This window comes from Streptomyces sp. NPDC055013, from assembly GCF_053608645.1.
This window is the reverse complement of the sequence record NZ_JBSGVW010000025.1, coordinates 100,498-114,298: the sequence shown is the minus strand read 5'-3', so window position 1 is coordinate 114,298 and position 13,801 is coordinate 100,498. Positions and strand designations below refer to the sequence as shown.

Genomic DNA, 13,801 nt, shown 5'->3' with positions numbered 1-13,801 from the left:
GGGAGGGTGTGCGTGGGTCCCGTCGGGGCGTCGGGCCGTCCTCGCGGTTGGACCGCTATCGGGCGACGTCAGGATGCACTGTGTATCGGGCGACCCCATCATGTGGGTACGACATATGGGCGGCATGATTGCCGACCTGCGTCCTTGTGATCACTGCGCTGTCAAAGTAAACGTGCATTTTGCGCCGAATGGCCCCCGGCATGGCTGGAATGGTCCGCCGGAGGGTGGGAATCCTCTACCGTTTGGTCGGTGCGAGTGGCCCCAGGGACACGCAACCGTCACCCCATGACAGTGCGTCTTGCATAAAACCCTTGGTCCGTCGCTACATGACGGCTGGTTTGTGTGTCGACTGGCGCCCTGGTGGGCGGGAAGCTGGTTCTCTGGGTCCCGCTCCGGGCGGCCGCGGCGCTGGCGACGGGAGGCACACCTGGTGTTGGGAAGTGTCAAGAGCGGCGACGGTGAGAGGCTGCTCTTCTTCGAGACGTCGGGGGACCCGAAGGGACACCCGGTGTTCTTGCTGCATGGCACTCCGGGCAGCAGGGTCGGGCCGCGTCCACGTACCAGCGTTCTCTACAAACTGGGTATTCGGCTCATCTCCTATGACCGGCCGGGGTACGGGGAGTCGCATCGGTTAAAAGGCCGCACCGTGCGTCATTCTGCGGCGGATGTGCAGGCCATCGCCGACCACCTGAATCTCGGACCGTTCTCCGTGCTCGGCCGTTCTGGTGGCGGGCCGCATGCATTGGCCTGCGCGGCGCTGCTTCAGGACCGGGTGGCCAGTGCTGCCGCGCTGGTCAGCATCGCGCCGCCGGATGCCGACGGGCTCGACTGGTATGACGGGATGGCCCAATCCAATATCGACGCCTACAGGACCGCCTCCGAGGCACTCAGCGACGGCTCCGCGGCATGTCTGGATCGCCTCAGGGCCAACCTGGCCAGCAACGCGGATGCCATCAGGGACAACCCTGAATCACTGCTGACCTGGCTAACCCCGGAGATGCCGGCGGCCGACAGGCTAGTGGTGGGACATGGCGGCATCCGGCACTTACTCCTGGCCAACTACCAGGCCAGCGCCGTGCATTCCTCATTCGGCTGGCTGGACGACGTGCTGTCGTTCCGACAGGACTGGGGCTTCGAGCCAGGCAAGATCGTCGAAGTCCCGACCATGCTCTGGCATGGCGAACACGACACCTTCTCGCCAGTTGGCCACTTTCGATGGTTGGCCGCCCGCATCCCTTCAGCGACACCCGTGCTGAAGCGTGAGGCGGCGCACTTCGCCGCACTGCCGGCCGTACCGGAAATACTCGCGTGGCTTCGTGACCGGGCCCGCGAACGCTTCGGGGCCGCCGTGTAGCGGGGGCGCTCGCTGAAGCCCAGGGAGCGCCCCCTCCCCGCAGATCAGATCGGGTGAGGGTCGAACTCCCAGCCCGAGCGACTCCACTTGCGCAGGGCGAGAGCCCGAGGGTGGTCGGCTCCGAGCCGCGCGGTGAGCGCACCGAGCACCTCCTCGCGAAGGCGCTCGGCGGCCTCCGCCTCTCCCAGTTCGTTCAGAACCACAGCGAGGTTGGCGGCGCAGACCAGCGGGGCGGGGTGCTGGTTGTCGTTGAGGACATCGCCAAGCCGGTCCAGAACCTCCTCGTACGTCGCGCGGGCCCGTTCCCGCTGCCCCAGTGCGGCCTGGGCATTGGCCAGGTTCATCCGGCACATCAGGGTGAACGGGTGGTCGTCGTCGAAGATCTCAGCGAAGGCCCGTGCCGCCTGCTCTGCGTAGGCCAGGGAGGAGGCCACCTCGTTGGCCGAGTAAAGGAGCACGGCCAGGTTCGCGTAACAAGCCACCGTGTAGGGGTGCTTGTCATGGAAGAGCCGACGGCAGTCGTCCAGGACCTGGCGTGCCAGATCGCAGCCTTCCTCGGTACGGCCCTGCGCGCCCAGCATCCCGGCCAGTCCCAGTTGGAGCAGCAGCCGGTTGGGAGAGGCGGAGCCCTCCTCGGAGGGCAGATTGGCCAGCACCGTGCGCGTCAGCTGCTCCGCCTCCTGGGCGCGGCCCAGGTGGAGCAGGGCTCCAGAAAGCGACCTCCCCGCGTTGATGGTGGTGGGAGAGGACGGGCCGAACTCCTTGTTGTCCAGACAGTGGTCGTAGGTACGTCGCAACAGAAGCTCGGATCCGGCGTAATCGCCGCAGTCGAGCAGGTTGCGGGCGTAGTTGACGGTCGATTCCCGCGTGTAGGGGTGTTCCGCACCCAGGATCTTGTTCCGGGTTTCCATCGTTCTGCGGTCCAGCGACAGCGCGTCGGAGTACTGCCCCAACACCCGTCGGCACACCGCGAGATTGTTGGCCGCCACCAGGCTGCGCGGATGGTCCTCGCCGAACAACTCGAGAAACCTCTCGTGGTTGAGGCGGTCGCGTTCCAGTGCTTCCCCATAGCGGCCCAGACCACGCAGGTCGGCTGCCACACCGCCGGAGGTCATGAGGATATGGAGATCGTAGGGGCTCTCCAGGGCCGCTTCCTGGCGCCTCAGTACATCTGTGCCGATGTCCAAGGCCTCCTTGTACCTGCCTTGAGCACGCAGAATGTTGGCGATCTGAAAGCCCATGTGGAGCACCCAGCGCTCGTCGGGCCCGCTGTGTTCGAGCCAGCCCTGATGCACGCGAGTGCTGAGGTCGTGCGCTTGCCTCAGCTCACCGCGGCGACGCAACTGGCGTACCCGGTCCACGATCAGCTTTCGGATGCCGTAGTCGGGTGTAGTGAGGGCCCACGGAGTTCCCAAGTGCGGCCAGATGATGCGGTAGCGCTCCCAGGTGTGGTGGTCCTCTGGGTCGTCCTGTTCGGGACGGGCAGCCACCAGGGTGCGGAACACGACGTCCCGGGTGGCCTCCTGCTCCTCGTCCGTCATGTTCTGGCGCACCGACAGCTGCACCAGTCGGTGCACGCGGAGACTGCTCGACTTGCGGTCCACTGCGGCGAGTGAGAGACGGCTCAGCTCCCGGAACGCCCGAGCGATCATCTCCGTGCTGTCGAAGGCGCGCGGCCGGAACTCCTGATCGCCCGAGGTGCTCGGGCCGATCAGGGACTGTGCGATCTGCGTGCCCTGTAGCAGATTCATGGAGATCGGTTCAGGGCTGAACCAGGCAGCCAGTTTGAGCAGTTGAGCTGCCGGAGGAAAGTTCTTGTTGAGTTGATCGATGGCCACTTTCCAGGTCTGGGAGAGGTCGAGTACCCGATTCTCGGGGCCCAGATCGGGTGTGTCGGTGGAGGGCTGGCGCTCGAGGAGCTTCACGTATTCACGGGTCTGAAGGCCACTCTCCTTGAGCACGGCAGCCGCGTGCTCGACGGCGAGCGGCAGATCGCCGAGGGCGGAGGCCACTTCGTCGGCCTCCTTGGTGCTGCACTCGGTGAGCCTGCGCTTGAGGTGCAACACGCTCTCCGCGCGCTTGAAGACGCCGACGTCGACGATCTCCGCATACCGCTCCCAGCCCTCGGAGCGTTGACTGGTGGCCAGGATGTGGCCGGACTTGCTGCTCACCAGGAGGTCGGACAGATCGTTCACGTGCTCGACGTTGTCGAGGATCAGCAGCCATCGGCTGTAGGGCCGCCCCAGACGCAGCGCATCCTTGACTCCGGCGGCCGTCGCCGTCGGGTTCTTGCGCTGGGCAACATTCAGATAGCTTGCCAACCCCGCGAACTGTTCCACTGCAAGGTTTCGCTGATCGGCCTGGACGTGCCACACGACGTCGTAACCGCTCTTGAAGCGGTGGGCGAACTCCATTGCCAGCATCGTCTTGCCCACGCCACCCATTCCGCGCAGAAGCACCGTGCCGTCGCCGGCCAGCAGCCGCTCGCGCAGAAACTCCAGCAGTTGCTCGCGACCGGTGAAGGACGGGTTGCGGATGGGCATGTCCGGAGACAGCACCGCGGGCTCGGCTCCGGGGAAGCGAGGACCACCGTCGCTCGTGACGGCCGGGCTGAACAACGTCTGGGCCGGAGCCTCCACGGCATTCAGCAGCGTCTGCCTGGCAGCGTCCTCATCGGCACCGCATCGGGACAGATCCGCGGATGTGCGCTCGGAGAACGGCGGACTCAGCCGTACGTCGTCCACCCGGACGGTAACCAGGCTGCGCCGATTTCCCAGGTCGTCGACGGTGTCGGCCGCCTCCCACACCGCACGTGTCTCCGCGGACCGTCGGTAGGCCTGGGAGAGGACCGCGATGGTCCGGGTGGGTGATTCCACCGTGTTCTTGCCGGTGGTTCGCGGCGGCGGTGTGGTGGTGCCGTTGGAGAGCAGACGTACTTGGAAACCAACGGACTTGAGGGTGAACTCGATCCAGTCGGCCCAGGTGCGGTCCTCCGGGGCGAAGCTGACATGGATTGTGGTGTTCTCCAGCGGTCTGGGCCGCTTGTAGAGAGCGAGAACCCGCTTGCGCTCGGCATCGTCCAAGCGGGGAAGCGCGGTGACTTCGCCCTGGGAGATGACATCGGTCAGCCGTTCGCAAGCGGCGAGCAGCGAGGTGGGGCTGCCCGGGGCATCACGGAAGGGGGCCAGCAGTTCTTCGTAGGCGTAGAAGGGCCGGTAAGGGATCTCGACCTTGCCCCAGTACTCCTGGGCTTCCAGGGCGCAGTGGCGGCGCACGATGTCGGCGAACTTCGCCCGCATCTGCTCCCGTGCCGCCTCCAGGCGGTCGGCCTCGCCGTTCGCGTCCTCCACGCGCATAGGGACCGGAATGATGCGGATCCCCCGATAGCCGTAGAGACCCTCGATCTTCTGCGCCACGGCCACGGCGCCGTCCATTCCCTGGCTGCTGGGTGTGAAGGCGACGACCAGGGCGTCCGGCAGCAGCACCGTGCACACCTCCGAGACGTCGCTCAGACCGGTGCGGCTGTCGATCAGGACGTAGTCGTAATTCTGAGTGAGTTCGCGCTTGAGGGCCTGGACGAAGACCGGTCCGTGCCAGGTGTGGTCCAGGAAATGCATCCAGTCGAACTGCGAGTACGCCGAGAGGTACTCCTTGTTCTGCGTGCCGGGCGAGACATAGTCCAGCCGGCCGCCGCCGGGAAACTCCCAGTCGATCGGGATCACGCAGTGGTTGAAATGGGCCTGGGTGGCCACCCAGGCCGCTTCGGCGGTCTCCCACTCGTCCTGTGCGTGAGGTTCCGGTTGCTTCCGCTGCTCCAGCACGGTCTGGTTGAAGTGCAGGAAGAGGTCGATGATGCCTTGCGCGGTCCGTAACCGGTCGCGGTCCAGGAAGGGATGCAGAAAGCGGTCGAGGCCGGGCGCGTCGAGGTCCCAGTCGACGACGAGCACCCGCTTTCCACCCGATGCCAGGATCCAGGCGGTGTTGGCGAGGGACATGGTGCGGCCGGTGCCGCCCTTGTACGAGTAGAAGGTGACGACCTTCCCCCGGGCCGTTTCCTCCGGACCCGGAGTCAGCATCCCCGCCATCTCATCCGCGCCCTTCACGTCAGTCACTGGTCAGCCTCCGAACCCCGGGACTCGCCGCCGGGTCGGCCGACGGGCGCGGGGCAACATCCTGGATGGAATCGAGATACCGCAAATAGCAACTCTTCGCCAACTCCGCGAAGAGCCAGGCGAAGGCATCGGCCTTCGGAATGCCCCGTGCGGCCGTACCGCGAGCGGCGCGGGGCATCTCGCCCAGATGCCGGTGCCGGGACAGCGTCGTCTCCAGCAGCGCCCGCAGTCGTGCCTCATTGCTCCGGGTCTGTGGGTCGTCCTCGGCCAGCACTGCCATCACCGCCAGCCACGGCCGGTCGGCCCGGACGATGTGCTGCACCCGTTCCGCGATCCTGAGATCGCCCAGTACCCACGCGTCGACCACGAGCATGGAGGGAGCGATGGGCCTGACGGGTTCGCGCGCGGAACTGTCGTAGGCAATGCTCTCGTAGGCCTTTTCGAGGGGGATCAGTTCCGGCTCGAAGCCGAGATTGCGGGCGAGAGCGAAAGCCTGCTGGGTCAGCGTGCCACGCGCCGTGCGGTAGGGCCGCCATGACTCGGTGTCCGGTCCGTAGGAGACTGCCTCACGCCCCGGCGGGAGTCGGCCGGCGGTCGGCGCGACAACCGTGATTCGCAGGGTCGGCCTCGACGGTTGGGCCGCGAACGCGTCCACCAGACCGCGGCGATCGGTCAGCCGCTCGATGCTGACCGGCCGCGTAGGTGTGTCCTCCCACGCCCGTGCGATGCGCTGGGCCAGTCGTCCCAGGACCGCGCGATAGGCGCGCTGGTCCTCCTCCTCCATCTCCATGAGCCGGTAGAGGCCGGATTCGGCGTAGCGGTCCTGTGCGTGCTGTTCCTCTTTCCCGCCCTCGCGCGGCAGGTGCGTGGGGATATCGAGGGCGGCCATCGGCAGTGTGGTGCCCTGGGTGGGCGGGATCCACAAAACAGGGACCACGGCCCGGCCGTAGTCGAGGCCCACGCGTCGCTTGAAGGCGGTCCACTGGCGTCCGCAGAGCGGATCGGTGAAGTACCGCGGTGAGTACAGCGGGACGAAGACACTGCTGGCTGTCAGCTTCGAGAGCCATCCATCGGATGCGGCGTCCGGACGGTCCACGTGGCCGGCATGCTCCACGGGAACGCCGGTCAACCGGGCCACTTGCTCGCTGAGCTCCTCGAAGAAGGAGAAGACCGGCCGGTCGGCGTCGGCCCCCTGGGGCCCCGGCGTGCGGGCGTAGCTGAGGAAGAAGACCGGAGTCGAGTCCGTCATGAGTCCCCCTGAGTACGTGGCGTGAAGACGTTGCCCAGACCGTCGAACAGGCTGACGTCGCAGGATTTGAGCCGGGCTGCCGTGGCGACGTCGACGATCCGCTCGGCGAGCCGCCACACGGTTCGCCGGTAGACGCGCCACTTGCCCGCCTCCATCAGACCAAGCAGCCCCATGCGCCGGTAGTCCTCTCCGAGGTCGAGGCTGTACCACTGGAACGGCTCGACGACCTCGGGCAGCACGATCCTGCCGGGAGACGTCCACAGCACCGGCACGATCGCGCTGACGGTGTAGCGCTCACTGCGGTGGTGCTCGGCCTGCCGTCGGAGGAAGCCGTCGAACTCGATCCCGCACCAGTGACTGGCGAAATAGCGAGGCGAATACACCGGCATGAAGACCCGGCAGGTCGCCAGTGCCTCCTTCAGATGCTTCTCCCACTCGCCGCCCAGGGGCATGCGCTTGTCGAGGAAACCGATCGGAGTTTCCCCGTCGTGCGTGGTCAGTTGCAGGACGAACTGGCACAGCAGCGCATGGAATGCCTCCTGTCGTTCGTCCGGCGCACGCAGGCCTGCGGCGCTGGGCAACTGTGCATAACTGTGGAAAAAGTACAGATCCTGGCTGTCAGCCGGGCGGCCCGATAAGTGGGATTCGGTCACCAGCGCTGCCCCCTCAGCCCGTGCGGTGTTCCTTGAACCATTCCACAGCCAAGTCCACCGAATCAGCCAGAGGGAGGAGCCGGGCAATTCCGCCGCCCACCCGACCGCGCCGCACCACGCGCTGCCCCGTGTCCGTGCGCTGGTGCTCCAGCCACCCCCCGAGGCGCCCGAAGTCCCGGTCGTCCAAGGCCACGGCCTCGAACGACCGCCACTGTCGCCCGGGTTGACCGTCCGCGTGCCGGCCATCGGCGACCACACACTCGTAGACGCCCATGGGCGGGGCGGGCGAGCTGTACTCGCCGAGGTGAAAGGCCGTGCATGACTCGAAGCCGACCCCCAGCAGCAGGACGCGCGCCTCGAGCTCGTAGAGGAGTTGCAGCGGAGAGTCTTTCCCGAGAGGGCAGTTGAGGGGGTGGCGCCGGGTGATGGCCTCGGCCCGCGGCCCCCACGCGGCCAGCGACGTCTGCGGGTGCGCGCTGCGCCGTGCCCCCGGCGTGGTGCGCACCAGTTCGGAGACGGCGCCCATTCCGGTGCTGGGCGTGATGGCGGGGTCGAACCCTGGCATGGCCTCCTGGAACGCGTCGATCTCCTGAGCGGTCATGCCTCTGGTGCGTTCGTGGTAGATGGGGGACGACAGGGAGTTGGCCACTGTGAACGTCGGTACGACGATGGTCCCCTCGGGGCCGACAGCGGCGCGCAGGGCTTCTACGACTGTTGCCGCCCCTCGTTCGGTCGGGCCGATCCGGCGCAGTGAAGAGTGCACCAGGACGATGTCGCCCGGACGCAGCCCGAGGGACCGAAGATCATCGGTGAGCCTGCCTCTCGTGTACGCCGCCGTCATGGAGCGGCGATCAGCGAGTCGGCGGCTGCTCTGATCTCCGTTGCGAGGCGCAGGCCGGTGGCAGCCGGGGCGGCGTCGGTCTCGGAGGCGAAGGCATCCAGGGCGGCGAGCGAGCGTTTCCCCCACGTGGCTGCCAGGTCCCGGGCGGTCGGCCCCGGACGGGTGTGCCATACGCGAGCCACGGCGAGGTGAGCGTAGGCCTCTCGCAGCGCCGTTTCCTGCCCCGTGCCGCCGAGGTCATGCAGGTCGCGCAGGGCCGCGAACTTCGCGTACTGCCATTCCCGGAGCAGGGCCAGCACGAGGTCCGGGGTGGTGCCGGGCGGTGCCAGCGCCAGCGCGCCGAATGGCGGTCGGGAAGCGTTCTGCGGCGGCTCCCTGTCGAGGAGCACCAGTGTCTTCACACCGGCTGCCAGGGCGGCAGCCTGGTACGGGTGCTGATGGAAGAGGGCTTCCCAGGCCGCTTCGAGGGGCCGCCGCCATTTGGCCGCGAGGTCGGCCGGCGACCTGGCAGCCGTCGGGCGAAGGGTGTTCGACTCCAGTGACACGTCGAACCCCCCGGCCGAAAGATTCTGTACGGGTTCCCAGATCGCCCCACCGCCGTCCGCCCGCCACACGCGTCCGTCGTCGGTACCCACCCGGATCCCCTTCTCGGACGAGATGGATACCCCGTTCGGCAGCATCCGTAGCCGGCCGACCGAGGGCAGGGTCAGGATGCCCGGGGTGCTCATGGGGACCGCGAGCTTCAGACGCTGCCCTGAGCGAAGTGCCGCGGCCAGGGCGATTCCCGCGAGGAATGCGGTGTCCGGCACGGCCCTCCCGCTTGTGTCGGCGGAGCAAGCCGCCACCGCCCACGAGTGGACCGCGGGATCCGCGAGCACGAGGTCGAGGTCGGGACCGTCGAGGTCCAGCAGAGCCTGCCAGGTCTCCTCCGAGCCGACGCCGGCCTGGTTCAGATACGCCAGCATCGAGCGGCGCAGGTCCAACTGTGCTTTCGACAGGCGCAGTACGGCCGCGTGCTCCGGTGCGCCGCCGACCGTGAGCGCGCCGATGTCGGCCGGCGGCACGGCCAGCAGCTGTGTCGTAGGGGTGGTCGACTGTATGTGCTGGATGAGCTTGAGCAAGTCGGCGCAGTACACCGAGGGGTTGACGAAGCCGGTGCCGGATCTGTGCCGGTGACCGTAGAGCCCTCCGCCGCAGATGCTCACCACCGGGCACGCCCTGCACTGGTCGGCCAGTCCGTCGAGGCCGAGGCTTCGAGCCTGGAAGCCGGGGTGCCGGGCCGCCTCGTCGAAGCTGTTGACCAGGACGTGATAGCCGGTCTCCGGGGCGCCCTCGGCCACCGTCTTGAGCCAGTCGGCCTGCTCGATCGCCCCGTCGGTCTCTATCACCAGGAGATCGGGACTGCCCAGCCCGAGTGCCTCGGTGAAGCCGGGCTCGCCCATCACCGCTGCCTCCACGGACTCGAAGACGCGGATGCTGAACGGCCTGTCGTCCCGGTTCCACCGCTCGTACGCGGTGATCAGCCAATCCGCGTAGTCCGTGGTGCCCTGCGGACGGGCCGGCGGATGGTCCCAATTGGCGTGCGGGAGAAGGAAGTCCACGCGCGGAGGGCGTACGTCGGCCAAAGCGCCATAGACCGCCTCGGGATCGTTGCGGACATCGACGGTGCACAACAGGCCTGCGAACGCGGGACGGTGGGCTGTCTGCCCGAGCAGTCGCAGCGCTCGCACCGTGTCGTCGTAGCTCCCCGATCCGTCGGCCCTCACCCGGTGACGGTCGTGGGACGCCCGGTCTCCGTCCAGGGAGACGCCCACGCGGATGCGCTCACGTACCAGCAGTGCGCAGAACTCGTCGTCGAGGAGCAGTCCGTTGGTCTGCATACGGAGGTCGAGTACTGCGATGCCGTCCAGCGAGCGGCGAAGTTCGCGGGCCAGGGCAGCGAGCCGTTCGGGTCCGGCGAGCAGTGGCTCACCGCCGTGCAGCACCACCGTCACCCGCTGCAGCCGGTGGGCTCGCGCGTGCTCGGCGATGCGCTCGGCGGTGGCCCGGACGATGCGTGGCGCCATCACCCGGGGGCGACGGCGCCAGCTCTGATCGGCGTGCCGATAGACATAGCAGTGGTCACAGGCGAGGTCGCACCTGCTGTGGACCTTCATCACGAACTGGCGGAATGGCCGTATCGTCACGAGCGCTGGCACGTCGTCCGCGTTCCGTCTCAGACGTTGGACTGAAATCCTGCGGACGTGGGGCTGCCGGTCGACGAGACCCGCATGACCTGTCGCTCACCTCGATGACTCAGGCTCCACAGGGGCACACGGTCGGGGCAGGCGGTGCTGCTCGCGGTACGACGGGCTTCACCCACTGGTCGTGCGGCGGCGCGGTTCTCTACGTCGCTTTGCATGACAGTTCCCCTCGGGTGATGCGCCCCGGACCATCCCTAAAACCCGCATTTGTGTCGCGTCCCGTACTGGGTATTCCGGCAGCGGCGTCGGCAACTCGACACCTTCATGCTGCATTCGCGCAAGGCCCATGACAAGACGACCTCCGGCCAACCGTTCGAGCGAAACGGCCTTGTGAGGAGCCCTTCGCCGCGACGAACCACCTGAACTCACCCGGTGTCCTCACACCGCCACATACGCCACCGGCTCACTCCCCGCCACCGCCTCCGCCCGCCCCAGCTTCACCAGTCGCCGCAGATGGGCCTCGGCCTCCGCGATCGCGATGTTCCGTGAGCCGTAGGGGATTTGGTCCCACGGCCGGTTCCACTCCATGCGTTCGGCGAGTTGCCAGGGGGTGAGGGGAGCGGCGAGGAGGGTGAGGAGGTCGGTGAGGCGGTCTTCGTGGTGGGTCAGCAACTCGCTCACGCGGGCGGGGGCGTCGGTGAACGTGTGCTGGTGGGCCGGGAGGATCTCGGCGGGGGTGAGGCGGCCGACGCGTTCGAGGGAGGCGAGGTAGTCGCCGAGGGGGTCGGTGACGGTGGTGTCGTCGGGGTCCTCGTACAGGCCGATGTGCGGGGTGATCCCGGGGAGCAGGTGGTCGCCGGAGAACAGGCGGCCGTGGCCGGGGAGTTGGGCCGGGTGGTCCTCCTCCAGGTGCAGGCAGACGTGGCCCGGTGTGTGGCCCGGGGTCCAGATCGCGCGCAGGCGGCGGCCGGGGAGGTCGAGGAGCTCGCCGGGGACGATCTCGCGGTCGGGGGTCGCTGGGGAGAAGCCGGGCAGGGTGCTCGGGCGGCGGGCCGTGCGCAGGGGTGCCACGTGCGCGTCGGGGGCGCCGGCCGCCGTGAGCTTGGCCGCCATGTAGGAGAACCAGCGCTCGGGTCGGGTGGTGCGGGTGCGCCGTACGATCGCCGCGTCCGCCGCGTGCATCGCGATCCAGGCGCCGGAGGCCTCGCGCACCTTGCCGGACAGGCCGTGGTGGTCGGGGTGGTGGTGGGTGATCACCACGCCGTGGATGTCGGCGGGCGCGGTGCCGCAGGCCGCCAGGCCCTCGGCGAGGGTGTCCCAGGAGGCCGGATCGTCCCAGCCGGTGTCGATCAGCACCGGGCCGCGGTCGGTGTCGACGACGTAGACGAGGGTGTGTCCGAGTGGGTTGTCGGGGATGGGGACCTGGATGGACCGCACGCCACCGCCGTGGTCGTACACCTGCGCCATGGGCTCCCCAATCGCCGCGACACGTTTCCGGCCGACCGGCCCACTATAACTAGAACAGGTTCCGATGGGAGCCCGAGTCATCTACCCCTGCCGTCACCAGCAGTCCGATGAGAGCAGGGTGGGGAAGTGCTCGCAGGGGTCCCACGCCGGCATCTCGACGGGTTCGGCCCGTCTGATGCGCTCGGGAGTCCAGAACTTCCTGATCTCGTCAGGGCTCTCCTTCTCCCGGTGCACGGACACCTCGTTGCCGCGCTCGACATCGGCCCAGGTCGATGCCATCCACGCGGCGCCGCCGACGGCCACCACCATGGCCGTGGCGAACACCGTCAGGTCGCGCACGTGCGTTGCCATGGCATGCCCCCTCGCTGTCCCGCTGAGCGTAGGGGCGAGGTGTGTGCGCTCCGTGGACTCCTCCGGGTGGAACTGGTATCAGTGCCGTGTATCTGATGGATCGTCAGAGTCCCGCTCAGGGGAGGCAGTCGCCATGACCGAGCTCGTGGAACACGGACAGCTGTTCATCGGCGGGGAGTTGACCGACCCCCTGGGCAAGGACGTCATCGAGGTGATCTCGCCGCACACGGAAGAGGTCATCGGACGCGTGCCGCACGCCTCGCCGGCCGACGTCGACCGGGCGGTCGCGGTGGCGCGCAAGGCGTTCGACGAGGGGCCCTGGCCGCGGACGACCCTCGAGGAGCGGATCGAGGTCGTCACGCGGATCAAGGACGCCATAGCCGTGCGGCACGAGGAGATCGCCCGCGTGATCTCCTCCGAGAACGGCTCCCCGTACTCCTGGAGCGTCCTCGCGCAGGCGCTCGGCGCGATGATGGTGTGGGACTCGGCGATCACGGTCGCGCGCAACTTCACGTACGAGGAGACGCGCGACGGCGTGCTGGGGAAGATCCTCGTGCGGCGCGAGCCGGTCGGGGTCGTGGCCGCCGTCGTGCCCTGGAACGTCCCGCAGTTCGTCGCCGCCGCCAAGCTCGCGCCCGCGCTGCTGACCGGCTGCACGGTGATTCTCAAGCCGTCCCCGGAGTCGCCGCTCGACGCCTATCTCCTCGCCGAGATCGCGAAGGACGCCGGGCTGCCGGAGGGCGTGCTGTCCATCCTCCCGGCGGACCGCGAGGTGAGTGAGTACCTGGTCGGGCACCCGGGGATCGACAAGGTCTCCTTCACCGGGTCGGTGGCGGCGGGCAAGCGCGTCATGGAGGTCGCCGCCCGCAACCTCACCCGTGTGACGCTGGAGCTGGGCGGCAAGTCGGCGGCCGTGGTGCTGCCCGACGCGGACGTCGAGGCGACCGTCGCCGGTGTCGTCCCGGCGGCCTGGATGAACAACGGCCAGGCATGCGTGGCCCAGACCCGGATCCTGCTCCCGCGCTCCCGCTACGACGAGTTCGCCGAGGCCTTCGCCGCGGCGGCCGGCGCGCTGGTGGTCGGCGACCCGCTGGACCCGGCGACCCAGGTGGGCCCGCTGGTGGCGCAGCGCCAGCAGCGCAGGAACCTCGACTTCATCCGCATCGGACAGGAAGAGGGCGCGAAGATCCTGACCGGCGGCGGGCGCCCGGCGGGGCTGGAGAAGGGCTGGTACGTCGAGCCGACCCTCTTCGGGGACGTCGACAACTCGATGCGCATCGCCCGCGAGGAGATCTTCGGTCCGGTGATCTGCCTCCTGCCCTACGGCGACGAAGCCGAGGCCGTCAAGATCGCGAACGACTCCGACTACGGCCTGAGCGGCAGCGTCTGGACGGCCGACACCGCGCACGGCATCGACATCGCCCGTCAGGTCCGTACCGGCACCTACTCGGTGAACACCTTCAGCCTGGACATGCTGGGCCCGTTCGGCGGCTACAAGAGCTCCGGCCTGGGGCGGGAGTTCGGGCCCGAGGGGTACGGGGAGTATCTGGAGCACAAGATGATCCACCTGCCGGCCGGCTGGGAGGCGTAG

At 68.2% G+C, this 13,801-nt stretch carries 9 protein-coding genes; 2 read left to right on the top strand and 7 right to left on the bottom strand.

Going from position 1 to position 13,801, the window contains the following annotated elements:
* The first annotated feature begins 508 nt into the window (after positions 1–508).
* Positions 509–1,354 carry an alpha/beta fold hydrolase gene (locus ACWGDB_RS27540; protein WP_453824872.1) on the top strand — a complete coding sequence of 282 codons (846 nt, stop codon included), beginning with the start codon at positions 509–511 and terminating at the stop codon, positions 1,352–1,354.
* Positions 1,355–1,398: 44 nt separating this feature from the next.
* On the opposite strand, the gene fxsT is transcribed toward ACWGDB_RS27540, so the two are convergent.
* The 7 genes from fxsT to ACWGDB_RS27505 all read right to left on the bottom strand — a co-directional run bounded on the left by fxsT (position 1,399) and on the right by ACWGDB_RS27505 (position 12,210).
* Positions 1,399–5,466, bottom strand: a complete 4,068-nt coding sequence (fxsT, locus tag ACWGDB_RS27535) for an FxSxx-COOH system tetratricopeptide repeat protein (RefSeq protein ID WP_453824871.1) — start codon at positions 5,464–5,466, stop codon at positions 1,399–1,401.
* Positions 5,459–6,715, bottom strand: a complete 1,257-nt coding sequence (locus ACWGDB_RS27530) for a TIR-like protein FxsC (protein ID WP_453824870.1) — start codon at positions 6,713–6,715, stop codon at positions 5,459–5,461. Before ACWGDB_RS27530 ends, fxsT begins: the two co-directional genes overlap by 8 nt.
* Positions 6,712–7,368 carry a TIR-like protein FxsC gene (locus tag ACWGDB_RS27525; RefSeq protein WP_453824869.1) on the bottom strand — a complete coding sequence of 219 codons (657 nt, stop codon included), beginning with the start codon at positions 7,366–7,368 and terminating at the stop codon, positions 6,712–6,714. Before ACWGDB_RS27525 ends, ACWGDB_RS27530 begins: the two co-directional genes overlap by 4 nt.
* 13 nt (positions 7,369–7,381) lie before the next feature.
* A complete protein-coding gene (locus ACWGDB_RS27520) occupies positions 7,382–8,209 on the bottom strand; it encodes an aminoglycoside N(3)-acetyltransferase (RefSeq protein WP_453824868.1) in 828 nt (275 codons plus the stop codon).
* Positions 8,206–10,395 (bottom strand): FxsB family cyclophane-forming radical SAM/SPASM peptide maturase, encoded by a 2,190-nt coding sequence (locus ACWGDB_RS27515; protein WP_453824867.1) that lies wholly within the window; start codon positions 10,393–10,395, stop codon positions 8,206–8,208. The genes ACWGDB_RS27520 and ACWGDB_RS27515 overlap by 4 nt, the downstream gene beginning before the upstream one ends.
* A 435-nt stretch (positions 10,396–10,830) precedes the next feature.
* On the bottom strand, positions 10,831–11,859 hold the full coding sequence (locus ACWGDB_RS27510; RefSeq protein ID WP_453824866.1) for an MBL fold metallo-hydrolase: 1,029 nt from the start codon (positions 11,857–11,859) through the stop codon (positions 10,831–10,833).
* 93 nt (positions 11,860–11,952) lie between these two features.
* Positions 11,953–12,210, bottom strand: a complete 258-nt coding sequence (locus ACWGDB_RS27505) for a hypothetical protein (RefSeq protein ID WP_453824865.1) — start codon at positions 12,208–12,210, stop codon at positions 11,953–11,955.
* Between the two features lie 133 nt (positions 12,211–12,343).
* Between ACWGDB_RS27505 and ACWGDB_RS27500 the strand changes: the two genes are divergently transcribed.
* The gene (locus ACWGDB_RS27500; protein WP_453824864.1) at positions 12,344–13,801 is read left to right on the top strand and encodes an aldehyde dehydrogenase; all 1,458 of its coding nucleotides are present in this window, start codon (positions 12,344–12,346) and stop codon (positions 13,799–13,801) included.

Bases quoted from the DNA above. Each gene is read 5' to 3' on its own strand.
- ACWGDB_RS27505 (WP_453824865.1), bottom strand. From the start codon at position 12,210: ATGGCAACGCACGTGCGCGACCTGACGGTGTTCGCCACGGCCATGGTG.
- ACWGDB_RS27500 (WP_453824864.1), top strand. From the start codon at position 12,344: ATGACCGAGCTCGTGGAACACGGACAGCTGTTCATCGGCGGGGAGTTG.
- ACWGDB_RS27510 (WP_453824866.1), bottom strand. From the start codon at position 11,859: ATGGCGCAGGTGTACGACCACGGCGGTGGCGTGCGGTCCATCCAGGTC.
- ACWGDB_RS27530 (WP_453824870.1), bottom strand. From the start codon at position 6,715: ATGACGGACTCGACTCCGGTCTTCTTCCTCAGCTACGCCCGCACGCCG.
- ACWGDB_RS27520 (WP_453824868.1), bottom strand. From the start codon at position 8,209: ATGACGGCGGCGTACACGAGAGGCAGGCTCACCGATGATCTTCGGTCC.